The sequence below is a fragment of the Bradyrhizobium lablabi genome (assembly GCF_018129385.1).
Taxonomy (GTDB): Bacteria; Pseudomonadota; Alphaproteobacteria; order Rhizobiales; family Xanthobacteraceae; genus Bradyrhizobium; species Bradyrhizobium lablabi_C.
In genome coordinates, this window is record NZ_JAFCLN010000003.1 from 422,549 (window position 1) to 440,341 (window position 17,793).

Below are 17,793 nucleotides of genomic sequence, written 5' to 3' on the forward strand. Positions count from 1 at the left end.
TGGATTCATCCAAATCCAACTGCCAGTCTTCCGGGCAACGCACCGACAGGCGTACCGATCAAAGGAGACCAGGATGCAGTGCTGGACGATCAGCGGCGGCGCCGCGACCCGCGAGGGATATCTGGAGCAGCAGTTTCATTCCGGCAGTATTGCCGCGAGCAGTGTTCCCGCGAGCGTTCCCATCCGCCCTTCTGGTATCATCGCCTTCTGGAGCGAAGCCGGCCCTTCGCTCTGGTTCGCCAAGGATGACGCGTTCGATCGCCGCTTCCGCGAGACGTTTATGGAGGCTCATGAGGCAGCCTGTCGCGGAGACCTCGATCACTGGCAGCGGACACCCGGCGGCGCGCTGGCGCTGATCCTTCTGCTCGACCAGTTTCCGCGCAACGCGTTTCGCGGCACGCCGCGGATGTATGCCAGCGATGCGAAGGCGCTTGCAGCCGCCGACGCCGCCATTGCCGCCGGCCGCGACCGGCATTTTGATGCCGATCTGCGCCTCTTCTTCTATCTGCCGTTCGCGCACTCCGAAGCGCTCGCGGACCAGGAGCGTTCGGTCGCGCTCTGCCGTGCACTCGATGAGAAAAGCCTCGCCCATGCCGAGGGCCATCGCGACATCGTCAAGCGGTTCGGACGCTTTCCTCACCGCAATTTGATTCTCGGACGCATGATGACCGAAGAGGAGCAGCGCTTCCTCGATGCGGGCGGATACTCCGGTTAGTGATCCAGATCACTCGAGCAGGCTGCACAATACGCTAACCATCGGCAAACGTGTTCCACGTTCGAGAGACCAGATCCCCATGACAATCCTGATCGAAGACCGCCGCGTAAGCGGAGCAGTGGCGTCGCCTGCGCGGTACTTTTACTTCAACATGGCGCTGGCCTGCGCGGCCGTCGCTTTCATCGGCTTTGCCCCAACCTATTTCGTGCCGCTGGCATCCGGAAAATTTTCGGCGCCGGCGATCATTCACCTGCACGGCATGGTGTTCTTTGCCTGGTCGATCTTTTTCGTGTTCCAGGCGTGGCTTGCATCGTCCGGACAAGTCATGCGTCACCGCTCGGTCGGCCTGATCGGCGTTTCGCTGGCAACGACGATGACGATCTTTGGCGTTCTCGCCGCCATCGCTTCGATGAAGCGTGCCGCCGCGATCGGCCAGGCCGATGCCGGCATCGCCTTCTCGATTGTGCCGCTGACCGGCATTGCGGCTTTTGCCGTCATCTTCGCGCTCGGCGTCGCGGCGGTGCGCGATCCCGAAGCGCACAAGCGGCTGATGCTGCTGGCCGGCATCTCGGTGCTGGACGCGGCAGTCGCGCGCTGGTTCCTGACCTTCCTCGCGCCTCCCGGACCGGCCGGCCCGCCACCGGTCGTGGTGACGATCCCGCCCGCGTTCGTCGCGTATCTCCTGCTGGTGGTCGCGATGGTGCATGACTGGCGCACCCGCGGCCGCCCGCACCCGGTCTATGTGATCGGCGGCATCGCGCTGATCGCGGTAAAACTGCTCAACCTGCCGATCAGCGAGACGCAGGCGTGGCACGCATTTGCCGGCGGCCTGCTGGCGATGGCGCAATGAGCCGTCACTCGCCTATCGTGCAGCACATATGACGCTGTGCTAAACACCCTGCCGGCGGCATTCTCCGCCGGCAGGGAATTTGGGTTTGCATACATTCGAATGGATCATCGGGTTGTTGCTCGGTGCGGTGGCATTGTCCGCATTGGCGCGGCGCATCAACGTGCCCTACCCTACCTTGCTCGCCATCTGCGGTGCGCTGATTCCCTTCATCCCGCACGGGCCTTCATGGGCGCTCGAACCCGATCTGGCGCTGGCGCTGTTCGTCGCACCGGTGCTGATGGATGCCGCCTACGACACCTCGCTGCGCGACCTTCGTAATAATTGGGTGCCGGTTTCGGCGCTGGTGTTTGCCGCGGTCGGCGTCACCACCGCCGCGGTCGCCGTGCTGGCGCATACGCTGCGGCCCGACATGCCGTGGTCGGCGGCAATCGCACTCGGCGCGATCGTGGCGCCGCCGGACGCCGCGGCGGCGACCGCCATCCTGCGACAGGTCAACCTGCCGCACCGCATCCTGAAGGTCCTCGAGGGCGAGAGCCTGCTCAACGACGCCAGCGCGCTGCTGATCTATCGCGTCGCCGTTGGAGCTGCAGCCGTCAATCACTTCACATGGACCGCGTTTGCACCCCCCGTGCTGCTTGCGCTTGTCGGAAGCCTGATCGCCGGATATTTGCTGGCGCGGATATGGACGCGGGTCATGGTCCGCATCACCGAGGCACCAAGCGCCATCATCACGCAATTCGCCGGCGCGTTCACGGTGTGGATACTGGCCGAGCGGCTCGGCCTCTCCGGCATCCTCACCGTCGTCGTGTTCGCCATCACCATTGCGCGCACCGCGCCCGCGAGAACACCCGCCCGCCTTCGCGTTCCGGCCTATGCGGTGTGGGACACCGCCGTGTTCGTGCTCAACGTGCTCGCCTTCATGCTGATCGGGATGCAATTGCGGCCGATCTGGGAGCGGCTCGACGAGTTCGTGCGGCTGGAATATTGCGGCTTTGCCGCGCTGATCGTCGTTGCGGTGATCCTCGCCCGCATCGCCTGGGTCATGCTGTATGGCGTCACGTTCCGCGCGCTGATCAGATCGGGCCTGGTTCGTCCTCCCACCACTTTCCCTGTCCCGACCCTCCAGAGCGGCATCGTCGTATCCTGGTGCGGAATGCGCGGCATCGTCACGCTGGCGGCGGCCTTTGCGTTGCCCGAAGCCTTTCCCGCGCGGGACATCATCCTGTTCACCGCCTTTGCGGTGGTGCTGGGAACGCTCGTTGTCCAGGGGCTGACGCTGCGGCCGTTGATCCTGGCGCTGGGTTTGAAGGATGAAGACCCCGTCGCAGCCGAAGCGTCGCACGCCCGCGCCGTCGGCTATCGCGCGGCGCTGGAGGAAATCGACGGCGATTCCTCTGATGTCGCCGAAATTTTGCGACTGGAGTACCGGACGATGCTGTTGCGCATCGAGAGTGATCCGGCCGGCGGGATCGCGCTGGCCGGGCTGCCCGCCGATCCCTTGCGCCGCCGTGCGATTGCCGCGGCGCGCCGCGCGGTCCTGCAACTACGCTTCGCCGAGGAGATCGGCGATGACGCATTCCACCTGCTGGAGGAAGAGCTCGACCGCGCCGAGCTGAGCGCGCACGGTTAGGACCCGGCCTTCACCGTGATCCCGCCGTCGACAACGAGCTCGATACCCGTCACGTATTTCGATTCATCGGAAGCCAGGAACAGCGCGGCATTCGCGACGTCCCAGGCATCGCCCATGTGGCCCATCGGCACCTGCGCATCGCGGGCGCGCCACATCGCTTCGACATTGCCGCCGGAATAGCTGGCCGCCAATCCCGCCGAATGCTCGACCATCGGCGTCTTCATCAGCCCGGGCAGGATCGTATTCACCCGCACATGGTCGCGCGCGAATTGCACCGCCGTGGTCTTGGTCATCTGGTTCATCGCGGCCTTCGAGGTGCCGTAGCTGACATAGGAAATGCCGAGATGGCGGATCGAGGCGATGGAGGAGATGTTGATGATCGAGCCGCCGCCCTGCTCCTGCATCACGGGAATGACATGCTTCATGGCGAGGAACGCGCTCTTCAGGTTGACCGCGAACACCCGGTCCCATTCGCTTTCGGCTACTTCAACCACATTGCCCATCTCGGCGATGCCGACATTGTTGTCGAGCACGTCGATGCGTCCATAGGCCTTCAGGCAGGCGGCGACCATCGCCTCGACATCGCCGGCGCGCGAGACATCGGCGGTGAAGGCGGTAGCCTTGTTGCCCTCGGATCTGATGATGTTGACCGTCTCTTCCGCGGCCGCTGCATTGCGGTCGACACAAAATACCTGCGCGCCCTCGCGCGCGAAGGTCACGGCGGTGGCCTTGCCGTTGCCCCAGCCCGGCCCGACCGAGCCCGCGCCCACCACCATCGCCACCTTGCCCTTGAGCCGGTCCATTTAGTTCTCCCTTGCCGTTTCTTTATTGATCGCAAACGCGCATGGCCGTGACATTGGCCCCGACCGGATGGCCGAGAATAGCCGAGAGTGTCCGGCATTGACCATCCGCGCACAGGCGCCATTCGCCGGCGGCGCCGGAATTGCCGAGCACCACTTCCGGCATGGGCGGCCGCTTTGGCTTCCAGACGAACCAGCCGTCGATCAGCCGCGCTTCCGGCGGCGGCTCCATACCCGCGCCAGTACCTTTGACGCGTGCCTGCGCTAGTTCGAGGCCGGCCGGCGTGACGTGCCAGTCCTCCTGCCAGTCGACCTTTTCGATGGAATGGGTCCACACCAGCGTGAACGCCGCTAGCGACAGCGCCTTGACGGCGCCGGCCGAGGCAAGGCACAGGCTCAAGCCGCCGCCACCTTGTTCTGTACGCGCTGCCGCCATTGCCACAGCACGACCGCAGCCGCGAGCGTGAAGCCGACGGTGTCGCTGAAGCGGAAGTCACCGAGCAGGCACAGCGAGGCAATGAGGGCGACCACCAGTTCCACCAGCGTCAGGCGCGTGAACAGGAAACCGATGGCGACGATGCCGAACAGGGCGATGGCCACCAGCGCCTTGAAGGTCGCGAGCGCGACCGCGCCATAGAAACCGAGCTGGGCTTCCATGGGATCGCCGGATTGCAACATCAGTGCCGGCGAATAGACGAAGATGAAGGGAATGACGTAACCGGCGAGTGCGATGCGCATCGCCTCCCAGCCGATTTTATCAGGGTTTTCCTTCGCGATCGGTGCAGCCGCCAGCGCGGCCAGCGCCACCGGCGGCGATAGGTCGGCCATAATGCCGTAGTAGAACGCGAACATGTGGCTCGCGATCAAGGGCACACCGAGCTTTGCCAGCGCCGGCGCGGCCAGCGCGGCGGTGATGATGTAGGTCGGAATCGTGGGAATGCCGGTGCCGAGCAGGATCGACAGCAGCATGGTCATGACCAGCGCCAGGAACAGGCTCTTGGCGCCGAGGCCGATGATCCAGCTGCCAAAGATGGTGCCGACGCCGGTCTGCGTCATCATGCCGATGATGGTGCCGACGATGGCGCAGGCCATGCCGACAGTCAGCGCCGATTTTGCACTGTCGGCCAGCGAGTCGCGGCAGGCGGCGAGCGTGGCGCGGCCGCCGCGCGAAATCGCCGCGATCAGGATCAGGCCGCCGACGACGGAAGCCACCGGCACGATCTCGAGTCCGTGGCGCGAGACGGCGCCGACGACGAGCGCCAGCCCGATCCAGAAGATGTAGCGGACGACGGCGCTGGAGACGCCAAGCGTGATGCTGGCGCCGAGGATCAGCGCGACGGTGAGCGCGAGCCCCATGCTGCCGGCATAGAGCGGCGTAAAGCCCTCGAACAGCATGTAGACCAGCGCCGCCAGCGGCAGCACGAGATACCAGCGCTCGACCAGCGCCTTCCAGGCGCTCGGAATTTCCGACTTCTTCATGCCCTCGAGGCCGTGCTTGCCGGCCTCTAGATGCACCATCCAGAACGCGGAGGCGAAATAGAGGACCGCAGGGATCACCGCGGCCTTGACGATCTCGGAATATTGCACGCCGAGCGTCTCGGCCATGATGAAGGCGACCGCGCCCATCACCGGCGGCATGATCTGTCCGCCCATCGAGGCGGTGGCCTCGACGCCGGCGGCAAAGGCGCGGCGGTAGCCGAACTTGATCATCAAGGGAATCGTGAACTGGCCGACGGTGACGACATTGGCGACGCCGGAGCCGGAGATGGTGCCCATCAGGCCCGAGGCGAACACCGCGACCTTGGCGGGGCCGCTGCGGGTGCGGCCGAACAGGCCGAGCGAGACGTCGGTGAAAAGCTGGATCATGCCGGCGCGTTCGAGGAACGAGCCGAACAGGATGAAGAGGAAGATGTAGGTCGCCGAGACATAGATCGGCACGCCGTAAAAGCCTTCGGTGCCGAAGGAGAGATGGCTGATGATCTGATCGAAATCATAGCCGCGATGGTTGAGCGGCGACGGCAGATACTGGCCGAAGAACCAATAGAGCAAACAGACGCCGCACATCAGCGGCAGCGCGAGCCCCATCAGCCGCCGCGTGCCCTCGAAGATCAGCACCGCCAGCAGTGTGCCGACGGCTAGATCGACACGGGTCGGATCGCCGTCGCGCGCGATCAGGTCGGCATAGAAGATCCATTGGTAGAGGCCGCAGGCAAAGCCGAGCGCTCCGATGATCCAGCCGAGCGCGCGGCCGAAATCGCTTTTGGCGGTGAAGTTGCCGATCAGGCCGAAGGTGAGCAGCAGCAGGAAGCCGACATGGACACCGCGCACCACCTGGCTCGGCAGGTAATTGAACGCGGCGACGTAGAGCTGGAACACCGCAAAGGCGAGGCCGATGGCATAGGCGAGGTAGGCCCACCCACCCGGCCCGAAGCCCGGCGGAAAGCCGTGCTCAAAGTTGTCGAATTCGACCTTGATGGGCTCCGGTGTGCCCTCGGCGAGTTGCATCTTAAGTCGTCCCCTGCCCTGCGAGGCTTATAGCTGAGTCGCTCGCTCCTGGATGGAACGCGGCGCCTCGAAAACCGCTGTCCCCGTCATTGCGAGCGAAGCGAAGCAATCCATCGGGCCACACCCAAAAAAAGCTGGATTGCTTCGTCGCTTCGCTCCTCGCAATGACGGCAGAGGCAGCGCGGTGCTCCCTACTTCAGTAGTCCCTTTTCCTTGTAATAGCGGATCGCGCCGGGATGCAGCGGGACGGGGCTGCCGCCGGCAGCCGTCTCCAGCTTGATCTCCTTGCCGGCGGCATGGGCGTTGGCAAGCTCCGGCAGCGACTCGAAGATCAGCTTTGTCATCTGGTAGGCGAGATCGTCCGACACCGCGGAGCTTGTGACCAGATAGTTCACGACGGCCGCGGTCGGGACATCCTTGTCCTGGCCCGTATAGGTGTTGGCCGGGATCGTCACGGCGACGAAGGGCGGGCCGATCTTGTCGACGATCTCCTTCGGCACCGAAACCACATTGATCTCGGTCGAGGTGGAAAGATCCTTCAGCGAGGCAACGCCGAGGCCCGCCGATTGCAAGGTCGCGTTGAGCTGGCGGTTCTTCATCAGGTCGACCGATTCCGCGAACGGCAGGTACTCGACCTTCTTCATGTCCTTGTAGCTCATGCCGGCGGCGGCAAGGATGGCGCGCGAGTTCAGCTCGGTGCCGGATTTCGGCGCGCCGACCGACAGGCTCTTGCCCTTCAGATCGGCCAGCGTCTTCACACCGCTGTCAGCGGTGGCGACGATCTGGATGTAGTTCGGATAGATCGCACCGATGGTGCGCAGCTTGTCGAGCTTGTTCTTGAAGCCGGCTTCCTCGTCGCCTTCCCAGGCGGCTTTCAAGGAGTCGCCGAGCGTGAATGCGATCTCGCCGCGGCCCTGCTGGAGCAGGATCAGGTTCTCGACCGAAGCCTTGGTGGCCTGCACCTGGGTTTTGACGTTCGGAATTTTTTCGCCGTAGATTTTGCTGATGGCGACGCCGAGCGGGTAATAGACGCCGGACGTGCCGCCGGTAAGGACGTTAATGAATTGCTGGGCCATGGCGGATGGAGCCGAAAGGACCATAGCCGAAGCGACCGCGAATGCGGTCAGTCGCGAATGAACTGGCATTAGTTTCCCCATTAAAGCGCGCCGGAAATTGGCCGGATGACCCTTCATGGTCAACGCCGCCGGGGGAAGGGCTGGCAGGCTTATTTGCAATGCACCCTGGTTCCGCCTCATCCGAAAGTCGGTGGCCCGCAGCCTCTTGCCACGCTTGCCCAAAGTAGGGTCAATGCGCCCAACAAGAGCCGGCCGAGGCTGGCGGGCAGGAGGAAGCATGACGGCAGACCAGAGATCACCGGGCAAGGACAAGGCGCCCGCCAATGACGAGGTCGTTGCCGTCTCCGACGAGGCGCTGCAAAAGGCGGAGGCCTTCATCGAGGCCGAGGAAGGCGCCACCAACCGGCTGATGGGCTGGGCGGGGAAGATCTCGACCGCGATCGCGGTCGCGATGAGCCTGTTTCATCTCTATGCAGCCTACGCGATCGTACCGACCCAGGAGCTGCGCTACACCCACGTCGCCTTTACGCTGATCCTCAGTTTCCTGCTGTTTCCGCTGGCGACGCGATTCCGCAACCGGGTGCGCTGGTGGGACGTGGTGCCCGGCATTGTCGCGGTCGCCACCATCGTCTACGCGCTGTGGGGCGGCGAGGATTTCACTGACCGCGCCACCACGCCGCTGCGGCTCGACGTCATCGTCGGCATCGTCTTCATCGTGCTGCTTCTGGAAGCAACGCGCCGCACCACCGGGCCGATCATGCCCGTGGTGTCGCTGTTCTTCATCGCCTACGCGATGCTGGGGCCGCATCTGCCGGCGCCGTGGACCCACCGCGGCTATGACGTCTCGCGTCTGGTCGGCCATCTCTTCATCACGCTGGAAGGCATTTTCGGCGTCGCGGTCGACGTCTCAGCCACGCTGATCATCCTGTTCACGATCTATGGCGCATTCCTACAGCATTCCGGCGCCGGAAAATTCTTCATCGATTTTTCGCTGGCGCTGATGGGCGGCAAGCCGAACAGCGCAGGACGCACGGTGGTGCTGTCGTCATTCCTGCTCGGCGGCCCCTCCGGCTCCGGCGTCGCGACGACAGTGATGATCGGCACGGTCGCCTATCCGATGATGGCAAAGGCGGGCTTCGAAAAGAACGCCGCCGGCGGCCTGCTCGCGGCCGGCGGCCTCGGCGCGATCCTGTCGCCGCCGGTGCTGGGCGCCGCGGCGTTCCTGATCGCCGAGTTCCTGAAGATCAGCTATCTCGACGTGATCTGGATGGCGACGATCCCGACCTGTCTCTACTACCTGTCGCTGCTGATTATGGTCGAGCTGGACGCGAAAAAGTTTCATGCACGGGATGTATCATTCAGGCCGGATCTGACGCTCGGCCAGATGACGATGCGCTACGGTTTCCACTTCATCTCGCTGCTGGCCGTGGTCTTCTTCATGATCATCGGCTACTCGGCGTCGCTGTCGGTGTTCTACGCCATCTGCGTCACCTTCGCGCTGAGCTTCCTGCGCAAGGACACCGCGCTGGTGCCGAAAAAGCTGGTCAGGGCGCTGGCCGACGGCTCGATCGGCGCGCTCAACGCCGCAACCACCTGCGCCTGCGCCGGCATCGTGGTCGGCATCGTCACGCTGACCGGGCTTGGACTGAAGTTCTCCTCGATTGTGATCAGCTATGCCGGCGGCAGCCTGCTGCTGACGGCAATCTACACCTCGCTGATCGTCTGGATCATCGGCCTCGCCGTGCCTGTCACCGCGTCCTACATCATCTGCGCGGTCATCGCCGCGCCCGCGCTGATCAAACTGGGCGTGCCTGATTACGCCGCGCACATGTTCATCTTCTACTATGCGGTGCTCTCGGAAGTGTCGCCGCCGACCGCGCTCTCTCCTTTTGCGGCTGCCGCGATCACCGGCGGCGATCCCTACCGGACCACGCTGCAATCCTGGAAATATACCCTGCCCGCCTTCCTGGTGCCGTTCGTGTTCGTGCTCGACCCGCAAGGCGTCGGCCTGTTGCTTTCGATCCCCAAGGGCGGCTCGTGGGTCGATATCGTCGAGATAACCATCAAGACGACTTTTGGCCTGTTGGCGCTGGCGGCGGTTGCCCAGAACTGGGCACTGCGACAAAATACGCCGATCGAGCGCGGCCTGCTTCTGCTATCGGGGCTGCTGCTGGTATTTCCGAGCCTGATCGAGGCGATCGTCGAATGGTTGATCGGGCGCGACATCAGCTACACCTACCTGCCTGGGCTCATCATCGGCCTCGGCGTGCTGGTGTGGCAGCTAAGAACGCGGACGCCGCCGCAAGCGGCGCCGGCAAACTGAGGGAGTAGACGACCATGAGAACAAGAATAAAAACCGCAGCGATTTTTGCGTTCGCGCTTTCCGCCGGACTGGCGCTGGCCGGCATCGCGCATGCCCAGCAGAAGGTCTATTCGATCGGCACCGGCGGCACCGGCGGCGTGTACTATCCGCTTGGCGGCGCCGTCGCGAACGTGCTGTCCAAGTCGCTGCCGAACGTGCAGGCCACCGCTGAAGTGACCGGCGGCTCGGTCGACAATCTCAAGCTGATCGGCACGGGCCAGAGCGAACTCGGCTTCACCATGGCGGACGCTGCGCTCGACGCGCTGAAGGGCCAGGACAAGTTCAAGAACAACAAGGTCGGCCTACAGGCGCTGCTGGTGGTCTACCCGAACCGCATGCATGTGGTGACGGTGGAAGGCACCGGCATCAACACCATGGCGGACCTGAAGGGCAAGCGCGTCTCGACCGGCTCTCCCGGCAGCGCCACCGAGGTGATGGCGTTCCGCGTCATCGAGGGCTCGGGCCTCGACAAGGACAAGGACATGACCCGCGAACGGCTCGGCGTCGCCGAATCCGTCAATGCCATCAAGGACCGCAAGATCGACGCCTTCTTCTGGGTCGGCGGCATCCCGACCGCCGCGGTGACCGACCTTGCCGCCACGCCCGGCCTGAAGATGAAGCTGATCGACCATTCCGACGCGGTCGAGAAGATGAACGCCAAATACGGCAAACTCTACTCGCCGAGCGTGATCAAGGCCGGCTCCTATCCCGGCTACGACAAGGACAACAAGATCGCCGAAGTGTGGAACCTGATCGTCACCGGCGACAAGATGAGCAACGACGACGCCTATACCATCGTCAAGACGCTGGTGGAGAAGAAGGCCGACATCGTCGCTGTGCACAAGGAAGCCGAAAGCTTCAACCTCGACAACCAGGTGCAGGACCGCTCGCCGATCCCGTTCCATTCCGGCGCACTGAAATACTTCAAGGAAAAGGGCGTCGGCGGCTAGCTGGACGCCGGAACTCAACAGGGACCGCCGTGCCGATGCGCCGCGGTCTTTTCTTTTGGGGGGCACGGACCGCCACGTGGTCAGCGCGGGAATAGCCTTTTTCCGGACGCAGCGCGGCGCCCGTTTCGGCGGTATATGCAGAGCCCAAATCAAAATATCGAAAACAACCCCATGCACAGTAGGCCGTGCCGCTGACCGGCGGCCGCTATTCTGTGGCGCTGACTTGCACTATCTGTTTGTATAAGCATGATCTTTTCGAGAATCAGCATCCGCTTCCCGTGCGCGAGCGACATTCAGCTTCCGTGCAAGGAACCCGGTTCAATCGGGGGCCACTTACCTTGAGCAAACCGGGGCGATTGGATTGGCGAGCATCGACAAATCCGGCCTCGGGCGCTCACTGGACGCCCTCAACTTCTTCCTCGCCGATGTCCGGGACGGCCTCGGCCCGTATCTCGCGATCTATCTGCTCACCGAGCAGAAATGGGATGAAGCCTCCATCGGCCTTGTGATGTCGATGGCCGCCATCGCCGGCATCGTCGCACAAACGCCGGCCGGCGCCCTGATCGACCGCAGCACCGCCAAGCGTGCCCTGATGGTGGCGGCCGCCATCGCCGTCACCATGGGATGCCTCGCTCTGCCCCTGACGTCGCGGTTCGAACTGATCGCCGCGACACAGGCCATCGCAGCCGCGGCGAGTGCCATCTTCGCCCCGGTCATCGCCGCGGTGACGCTCGGCATTGTCGGGCCACAAGCCTTCGCCCGGCGTACCGGCCGCAACGAAGCGTTCAACCATGCCGGCAATGCCGTGGCAGCGGCGATCGCTGGCGGTACAGCTTATTTCTTCGGAACCGTCGTCGTGTTCTGGCTGCTGGCGGCGATGGCACTGGCCAGCATATTCGCGACGCTCTCAATTCCCGCCGGCGCTATCGACAACGAGGTAGCACGCGGGCTCGACAGCGCGACGCAAACGGAAGCCGGCGTGCATCACCAGCCCTCCGGCTTCCAGGTGCTGCTGACCTGCAAGCCCCTCCTGATCTTCGCGGCCGCCACGGTAGTGTTTCATTTTGCCAACGCGGCGATGCTGCCGCTGGTCGGGCAAAAGCTCGCGCTGGTCAACCGCGAACTCGGCACCACGCTGATGTCGGCCTGCATCGTCGCGGCGCAGGTCGTGATGGTGCCGGTCGCGGCGCTGGTTGGGCACAAAGCCGATGTCTGGGGGCGCAAGCCGATCTTCGCCGTGGCGCTCGGCGTGCTGGCCGTCCGCGGCGCGCTATATCCACTCTCGGAGAATCCATATTGGCTGGTGGGCGTGCAATTGCTTGACGGCGTCGGCGCCGGAATCTTCGGCGCGCTGTTTCCGCTCGTCGTCGCCGACCTCACGCATGGCACCGGACATTTCAACGTCAGCCAGGGCGCGATCGCAACCGCCGCAGGACTCGGCGGCGCACTGAGCGCGGCGGTCTCGGGCTTCATCATCGTCAAGGCCGGGTACAGCGCGGCCTTCCTGTTCCTGGCCGCGGTAGCAGCCGCCGGGCTGATCGCGTTCTGCATTTTGATGCCGGAAACACTGCGAAATCGCGCTGGTGGTCCAGGGCGTTAGCGCATACGGTCCGGCCGAAAAAACAAGGACCTCGACATTCCATGCGTACTACCAGGAATTCTACTCGTCTCTCGCTTCCGACCCGCCGCTCCGTCCTGATCGGAGGCGCCGCGCTCGGCGCCATGCCGCTGTTGTCGCGCGGCGCCCGCGCCGACAACTGGCCGTCGCGTCCCGTGAAGATGGTCGTCCCTTTCGCGGCCGGTGGCACCACCGACATTCTGGCCCGTGTCGTTGCCCAGAAGGTATCGGAAGAATTCGGCCAGCAGTTCATCGTGGAGAACAAGACCGGCGCCGGCGGCAACATCGCCGCCGATTTCGTCGCCAAGGCGGAACCGGACGGCTACACTTTCCTGGTCGGCACGCCGGGCACGCACTCGATCAATCCGCTGGTGTTCAAGAACATGCCGTTCGATCCGGTCAAGGATCTGGCGCCGGTCATCATCATCGCTCGTGTACCGAACCTGTGTTCCGTCACCAATTCACTGCCGGTCAAATCGGTCTCGGAGCTGATCGCCTACATCAAGTCCAAGCCCGGTGAAATCTTCTACGGCACGCCGGGCCTGGGCAGCACCGCCCACGTCTCCACCGAGTTGTTCAAGTCGATGACCGGCGTGGAGATGACCCACGTGCCCTTCCGCGGCAGCGCACCGGCGCTGACCGACCTGATCGCGGGCCGCGTCCAGTTGATGATCGACAATCTGCCGGCCGCGCAGCCGTTCGCCGAAGCGAGCCAGATCCGTCCGCTGGCGGTTTCCGGCGCCACGCGCTGGCCGCTGCTGCCTGATTTGCCGACCATCGCGGAAGCCGGCGTGCCCGGCTATGAAGCCTCGTCCTGGTTCACCATCGCCGCGCCCGCCAAAACCTCCAGGGAAATCATCGCCCGCTTCAACACCAGCGTCGACAAGTTCCTCAAGACCGATGACGGCACCGCGCGCCTGCGCAAGCTCGGCGCCGAACCGGCCGGCGGCTCTCCCGACGACATGCAGCGCTACATCCTCGCTGAAATCGACAAGTGGGGTAAGGTCGCCAAATTCGCAGGCATCAAGCCGGAGTGAAGGTGAAGGCCGGGACGCGCTCCCGGCCCTTTTGCCGGGGCGTGTGCGGGCCTGTGAGCGCGGCTTAACGCGCGTGCGCTATCTGGCGCATTGCGGCCGCAAACGGGAGAAGCGGAAGTTTCAGCATCATCTCTTTGGCATGGTCGCAGAAGGCAATTGCGGACTTGAAGTTGCTCCGCAACTAGCCCCTGAAGACTGATCGACCAACACGTGCACCCTGCCGCTGTCGGACTCGACCCGCGACACACCCGTCGTCATGTCCACCTTCAAGCGGTCGCCGCGCATCACATTGCTGCACTGGGTCAGTACCACGCCGCCCTGCATGGTCATCAGGTTGGCCCTGGTATCGAAGATCGCGGTCTCGCCGGTCACGACCTGGTCCTTTTGCGTCACGACGACGTTGCCGCGCGCCTCCAGCCGCTTGATCGACGAACTGCCGCCCGGCCCGGGCTGGGCGGCCTGCATCGGCGCGCCGGGCGGGCTCTTGGCCCCGGTCTTCTGCTTAGGGGCTCCGGGCGATGCCGGCGGGGCGGCCTTTTCTTCGTAGAATACCACCAGCGTTTTCGACTGCATGGTGGTGTCGCCCTGCGTGACCTTCACGTTGCCGGCGAAGGTCGCCTCCTTGGATTTGTCGCGCACCTCCAGCGAAGCCGCCTCAATCTGAATTGGCTGGTCCCGATTCTGCGAGAATCCCTGCATCGCATTGGGGACGCTGCGGGCGGGACTCTGCGCATGCGATCCCTGAGTAACGAGAACGAGGACAATGATGATCGCTATGTGATCTGCTCGGGCGAACCTCGACATTGCTGGAAATATCCGCAAATGCTTTGACATGCGTCCATTCTTACAAGAATCGAGCTATAATCAAATGGGTTTCAGATCATCCGCTCTGAGTCATTTGCAGACATCGGACCGAGCCGAAATTCGGTCCCGTAGGGCTATGAGGCGACCATACGGCCAACCTGACCATATGCTCCCAACGCAATATCGGCAAAAACCCAAGTCGGGAAAGCGACGGACAAATGGAGCGAACAGGATCGTCAGGCCACGCTACGACTCGTTGGACCAACGGCTATACGGAATCAGAACTCGACAGGGCGCAACGTCGGTTTGGCTTGGTCTTTCCGCCCGATCTGATTGCGCTCCTGAGGCGAAGGCGGCCGGTGGAGGGATATGATTGGACGGATGACCGAGCGATAAAACGAGCGCTTGAATGGCCTTTTGAAAGTTTGCGCCTGTCTGTCGAAGATGGACGAATGTGGTGGTCGGAATGGGGAAAGTGGCCGTCTAGTGCACGAGATCGGGAAGAGAAGCTTCGAGAAGTCATTTCTCGGGCGCCGAAACTGATCCCGCTGATTGCTCACCGGTATTTGCCAGAGCAGCCGCACGAGGCGGGAAACCCCGTCTTTTCCATCTATGGCATCGATGCAATCTACTATGGTGCTAACCTGAACGACTATTTCGAAAGAGAGTTCGCCGGCTGGAACAGCAAACCGTGGCCCGCGCAAATCAAATATGTTCCGTTTTGGTCTGAGCTTGTCGAGCGATTTGCGCAGGACAGAAACAACTCATGATTCCATCAGTGCCGATATGGTTTGCCAACCCGCCTGCTTTGGATCATTCGCGTCGCGCTTAACTTATGTTCGCTGCTGCAGCATATTCGCTGTCCGGCTCATCCAAGACCTGAATTCGACGTTGCGGACATAACGATAGGCGTCTTTCGGTCCCAGGCCGCGGCCTCGTATCATGCCATACGGACTTTGAGTGACTGGTCGTTTCGAAACAGCAAAGCATCTACAATTTTATGCTTTTGCCACGCGCTTTAACCCTAACGAACTAATTACGGCCTCGTCTCAAAAACTCCATGATTTCGCACGCGCGGAGGCTGTACGAATTGATGGGGTTGCGCGGAGAGGGCAGGCATGATTCAGACCGTTCAGGGGGAGAACGTCCGATCCAAATGGTTCGGTCAACGAAGACTGACGCCTCGCGCCTGCGTCGCGGATCGCAAGAAGCACGTTCGCACCTTCATCGCCGAAGCCCTAGAGGATTTCGGCTTCATCACCGGCGAATGCGCGCAAGCCCGCGAACTCGACGACGCGCTGGATGATCAACGTCCCGACCTCGTCGTGTTCGGGGTGACGGTCGACGGGATCGAAGTCGGCAAGATCATCGAAACGCTGGCCAGAAAAGATTTCGCCGGCAAGGTTCTCGTCGTCGGGCCACCGGATTCGATCATGATGAAGGCCGTCCGGCAAATTTGCGATGAGCACGGCATCGCCATGCTGCCGCCGCTGCCGACCCCATTCGACGCCGGATCATTGCGCGCCTGCGTGGCTGCGCTCCTGCCTGCCGAGCCGTTGCCGAGCCCCCCGGTCGACGTAGCCGAGGCGTTGAAGGCCGACTGGCTTGAATTATGGTACCAGCAGAAGGTCAACCTCCGCACTCTCGCTGCCAGCGGCGCGGAGGCGCTGGTGCGGCTGCGGCATCCGGCGTGGGGCGTGGTACTCCCGGCCTATTTTATTCCGGACGAACGGGATCCGAATTTCAATGCCCTGTCCGAATTCGTGATCGGTCGCGCCACCGAGGACTGGCACTACATGCTGGAACGGAAGGGCCCCGTCGATCTGTCGATCAACCTGCCGGTTTCATTCCTCAGGGATAGCGAGACGGTGCACGAGATGTGCCGCCGGATGCCGAACCACCCGGCATTCGGGGGACTGCTGATCGAGCTCGACAGCCGTGAAGTCGTCGACAATCTCGATCTGGTGATCGACCTCGCTCACGAGGTGCGCCTGCGCAACATTGCGATATCGGTCGACAATGTCGGCGTGGAGTGGCCGTCGCTGATGGGGCTGCGAAGCTTTCCGTTCGCCGAGCTGAAAGTGGACCAGCAATTCGTCACCGGCTGCACTGACGATCGGCTGAAGCAGACCGTTTGCCGTCACATCATCGAGTTTGCGCATGAGCAAGGTGCACGCGTGCTGGCGCAGGGCATCGAGACCCGCCCCGACTTTCTCGCCGCGCATGCCCTGGGTTTCGACCTCGTGCAGGGCTTTCTGTTCGGCAAGCCGGCCGCCGTCAGGAAGTTTGCCCGGTCCAGGCTGTCGCCGGCATCGACTGCCGGCAGCGTTGCGTGAAGCTGCGAGGCGGCTCGCTCACTGGAATGTCATGTCGAGGCATTTCGAGACGTCCGAGCCAAGGCCGGAGGCGATGGTGATGCAGCCGCGCAACTTGCGTTCATTGGTGGCGCTGGCCCATACGGCAAAGCCGCCCGGACCGAAGAACGAATTGGTATTCGGCGGCTCGGTTTCCATGGCATCGAACATGTAGTCGCCGTCGGACTCGAAGATGCGCGGCCGCTTGGTGCAGCCGCCGTCAGCCTGCACGTTGATGACTTCCTTGTTGTCGCGCGTCATGACCAGCGTCATCTGGCAGCGGAAGAATTCCGACGTCTTGGTGTTGAAGAGATAGGCGTAGGTCTTGCATGTCGCGGTGTTGAGCTTGCCCGGGGAGAGACCGCGGCCGCAGGCGATCCGCTGGTTGCTGACGAGCTTGTAGTCGTCGGCCGTCGCCGCCACGGGGACCAGCGTCATGAGCGACAATGCGACGCCTAAACAAGATTTCATGACGTTGTTCATCCGAATCATCCCTATGAGGTGTTGGGCAATAAAAACTCTTGTAGACGACGGCGAACATAGTCGTGAAGTCCGGAGCGGGAAATCACAAACTCGCTGGGAGCGTGTGAGGCGGGTGCGCCCGCTGGTCGTATTGACGGAATAACGGCGTTCGTGATTTGTTCAAAAGAAATGGCGGCGCTGCAAGCAGGAGGACGACGGGACATGACGATGACGCGAATTTCGACGAAAGGTTTCTTGATCGCGGCGGCCGCGCTGGCGGCACTTTCGACCTACGCCTTTGCGCAAGAGGCGACGCCCTGGGAGCTGAAGCCCGACATGGGTTACGCTTACGGCAAGGACGGCAAAACCTTCGCCTACAAGATGGGCACCAGCAATGCCGGCACGCTCCTGAAGGGCGCCAAGAAGGTGCCGAAGGGGACGCTGTTCTTCATCGGCCAGAACGGCCAGCTCTACATGCGCACCGGCCCCTATCTCGAGGGCGACAAGTTCATGTTCGGGACGAATTGAGGCTCTTCCCTTCTCCCCTTGTGGGAGAAGGTGGCGCGCGTCAGCGCGCCGGATGAGGGGTTCTATCCGCGGGACAGAGTGCCTCGATCGGATCTCGGCGCC

Annotated in this window: 16 protein-coding genes; 10 read left to right on the top strand and 6 right to left on the bottom strand. The window is 63.0% G+C overall.

Translation table 11 applies throughout. The features are described from left to right. Positions 1-73 precede the first annotated feature (73 nt). The 3 genes from JQ628_RS08720 (at position 74) to JQ628_RS08730 (ending at position 3,195) form a co-directional block, all read left to right on the top strand. Positions 74-715 carry a DUF924 family protein gene (locus JQ628_RS08720; RefSeq protein ID WP_212221909.1) on the top strand — a complete coding sequence of 214 codons (642 nt, stop codon included), beginning with the start codon at positions 74-76 and terminating at the stop codon, positions 713-715. 79 nt (positions 716-794) lie between these two features. Beyond that, positions 795-1,565, top strand: a complete 771-nt coding sequence (locus JQ628_RS08725; RefSeq protein ID WP_212221911.1) for a hypothetical protein — start codon at positions 795-797, stop codon at positions 1,563-1,565. Between the two features lie 85 nt (positions 1,566-1,650). Then, positions 1,651-3,195 (top strand): cation:proton antiporter, encoded by a 1,545-nt coding sequence (locus JQ628_RS08730; protein WP_212221912.1) that lies wholly within the window; start codon positions 1,651-1,653, stop codon positions 3,193-3,195. Here JQ628_RS08730 and JQ628_RS08735 read toward each other — a convergent pair. The 4 genes from JQ628_RS08735 to JQ628_RS08750 form a co-directional block, all read right to left on the bottom strand. After that, the gene (locus JQ628_RS08735; RefSeq protein ID WP_212221913.1) at positions 3,192-3,998 is read right to left on the bottom strand and encodes an SDR family NAD(P)-dependent oxidoreductase; all 807 of its coding nucleotides are present in this window, start codon (positions 3,996-3,998) and stop codon (positions 3,192-3,194) included. The genes JQ628_RS08730 and JQ628_RS08735 overlap by 4 nt on opposite strands. A gap of 22 nt (positions 3,999-4,020) precedes the next feature. Continuing rightward, a complete protein-coding gene (locus tag JQ628_RS08740; protein ID WP_212221914.1) occupies positions 4,021-4,431 on the bottom strand; it encodes a DUF1850 domain-containing protein in 411 nt (136 codons plus the stop codon). Next, the gene (locus JQ628_RS08745; protein ID WP_212221915.1) at positions 4,392-6,500 is read right to left on the bottom strand and encodes a TRAP transporter permease; all 2,109 of its coding nucleotides are present in this window, start codon (positions 6,498-6,500) and stop codon (positions 4,392-4,394) included. Before JQ628_RS08745 ends, JQ628_RS08740 begins: the two co-directional genes overlap by 40 nt. A gap of 191 nt (positions 6,501-6,691) precedes the next feature. After that, a complete protein-coding gene (locus JQ628_RS08750) occupies positions 6,692-7,645 on the bottom strand; it encodes a TAXI family TRAP transporter solute-binding subunit (protein WP_212221916.1) in 954 nt (317 codons plus the stop codon). 208 nt (positions 7,646-7,853) lie between these two features. Here JQ628_RS08750 and JQ628_RS08755 point away from each other — a divergent pair, with 208 nt between their 5' ends. The 4 genes from JQ628_RS08755 (at position 7,854) to JQ628_RS08770 (ending at position 13,543) form a co-directional block, all read left to right on the top strand. Then, positions 7,854-9,899, top strand: coding sequence for a TRAP transporter permease (locus JQ628_RS08755; protein ID WP_212221917.1), 2,046 nt, complete (start codon positions 7,854-7,856; stop codon positions 9,897-9,899). A gap of 14 nt (positions 9,900-9,913) precedes the next feature. Further along, entirely contained in the window at positions 9,914-10,888 is a 975-nt protein-coding gene (locus JQ628_RS08760; RefSeq protein ID WP_212221922.1) for a TAXI family TRAP transporter solute-binding subunit, read from the top strand. Positions 10,889-11,249: 361 nt separating this feature from the next. Then, a complete protein-coding gene (locus JQ628_RS08765) occupies positions 11,250-12,488 on the top strand; it encodes an MFS transporter (RefSeq protein WP_212221923.1) in 1,239 nt (412 codons plus the stop codon). A 41-nt stretch (positions 12,489-12,529) separates the two neighbouring features. Next, positions 12,530-13,543, top strand: coding sequence for a Bug family tripartite tricarboxylate transporter substrate binding protein (locus JQ628_RS08770; RefSeq protein WP_212221924.1), 1,014 nt, complete (start codon positions 12,530-12,532; stop codon positions 13,541-13,543). A 126-nt stretch (positions 13,544-13,669) separates the two neighbouring features. On the opposite strand, the gene JQ628_RS08775 is transcribed toward JQ628_RS08770, so the two are convergent. Beyond that, the gene (locus JQ628_RS08775) at positions 13,670-14,347 is read right to left on the bottom strand and encodes an LptA/OstA family protein (protein WP_433996118.1); all 678 of its coding nucleotides are present in this window, start codon (positions 14,345-14,347) and stop codon (positions 13,670-13,672) included. Positions 14,348-14,565: 218 nt separating this feature from the next. Here JQ628_RS08775 and JQ628_RS08780 point away from each other — a divergent pair, with 218 nt between their 5' ends. Together JQ628_RS08780 and JQ628_RS08785 are read left to right on the top strand one after the other, a co-directional pair. Then, a complete protein-coding gene (locus tag JQ628_RS08780) occupies positions 14,566-15,117 on the top strand; it encodes a hypothetical protein (RefSeq protein ID WP_212221926.1) in 552 nt (183 codons plus the stop codon). Positions 15,118-15,465: 348 nt separating this feature from the next. Beyond that, positions 15,466-16,683 (top strand): EAL domain-containing response regulator, encoded by a 1,218-nt coding sequence (locus JQ628_RS08785; protein ID WP_212221927.1) that lies wholly within the window; start codon positions 15,466-15,468, stop codon positions 16,681-16,683. Positions 16,684-16,701: 18 nt separating this feature from the next. On the opposite strand, the gene JQ628_RS08790 is transcribed toward JQ628_RS08785, so the two are convergent. Then, positions 16,702-17,184, bottom strand: a complete 483-nt coding sequence (locus JQ628_RS08790) for a hypothetical protein (protein ID WP_212221928.1) — start codon at positions 17,182-17,184, stop codon at positions 16,702-16,704. 207 nt (positions 17,185-17,391) lie between these two features. Between JQ628_RS08790 and JQ628_RS08795 the strand changes: the two genes are divergently transcribed. Continuing rightward, positions 17,392-17,691, top strand: a complete 300-nt coding sequence (locus tag JQ628_RS08795) for a hypothetical protein (protein ID WP_212222240.1) — start codon at positions 17,392-17,394, stop codon at positions 17,689-17,691. Positions 17,692-17,793: the final 102 nt, after the last annotated feature.

Bases quoted from the DNA above. Each gene is read 5' to 3' on its own strand.
- JQ628_RS08780 (WP_212221926.1), top strand. From the start codon at position 14,566: ATGGAGCGAACAGGATCGTCAGGCCACGCTACGACTCGTTGGACCAAC.
- JQ628_RS08790 (WP_212221928.1), bottom strand. From the start codon at position 17,184: ATGAACAACGTCATGAAATCTTGTTTAGGCGTCGCATTGTCGCTCATG.
- JQ628_RS08735 (WP_212221913.1), bottom strand. From the start codon at position 3,998: ATGGACCGGCTCAAGGGCAAGGTGGCGATGGTGGTGGGCGCGGGCTCG.
- JQ628_RS08770 (WP_212221924.1), top strand. From the start codon at position 12,530: ATGCGTACTACCAGGAATTCTACTCGTCTCTCGCTTCCGACCCGCCGC.
- JQ628_RS08720 (WP_212221909.1), top strand. From the start codon at position 74: ATGCAGTGCTGGACGATCAGCGGCGGCGCCGCGACCCGCGAGGGATAT.
- JQ628_RS08760 (WP_212221922.1), top strand. From the start codon at position 9,914: ATGAGAACAAGAATAAAAACCGCAGCGATTTTTGCGTTCGCGCTTTCC.
- JQ628_RS08750 (WP_212221916.1), bottom strand. From the start codon at position 7,645: ATGCCAGTTCATTCGCGACTGACCGCATTCGCGGTCGCTTCGGCTATG.
- JQ628_RS08795 (WP_212222240.1), top strand. From the start codon at position 17,392: ATGACGCGAATTTCGACGAAAGGTTTCTTGATCGCGGCGGCCGCGCTG.
- JQ628_RS08745 (WP_212221915.1), bottom strand. From the start codon at position 6,500: ATGCAACTCGCCGAGGGCACACCGGAGCCCATCAAGGTCGAATTCGAC.
- JQ628_RS08775 (WP_433996118.1), bottom strand. From the start codon at position 14,347: ATGTCGAGGTTCGCCCGAGCAGATCACATAGCGATCATCATTGTCCTC.
- JQ628_RS08785 (WP_212221927.1), top strand. From the start codon at position 15,466: ATGATTCAGACCGTTCAGGGGGAGAACGTCCGATCCAAATGGTTCGGT.
- JQ628_RS08725 (WP_212221911.1), top strand. From the start codon at position 795: ATGACAATCCTGATCGAAGACCGCCGCGTAAGCGGAGCAGTGGCGTCG.
- JQ628_RS08755 (WP_212221917.1), top strand. From the start codon at position 7,854: ATGACGGCAGACCAGAGATCACCGGGCAAGGACAAGGCGCCCGCCAAT.
- JQ628_RS08740 (WP_212221914.1), bottom strand. From the start codon at position 4,431: ATGGCGGCAGCGCGTACAGAACAAGGTGGCGGCGGCTTGAGCCTGTGC.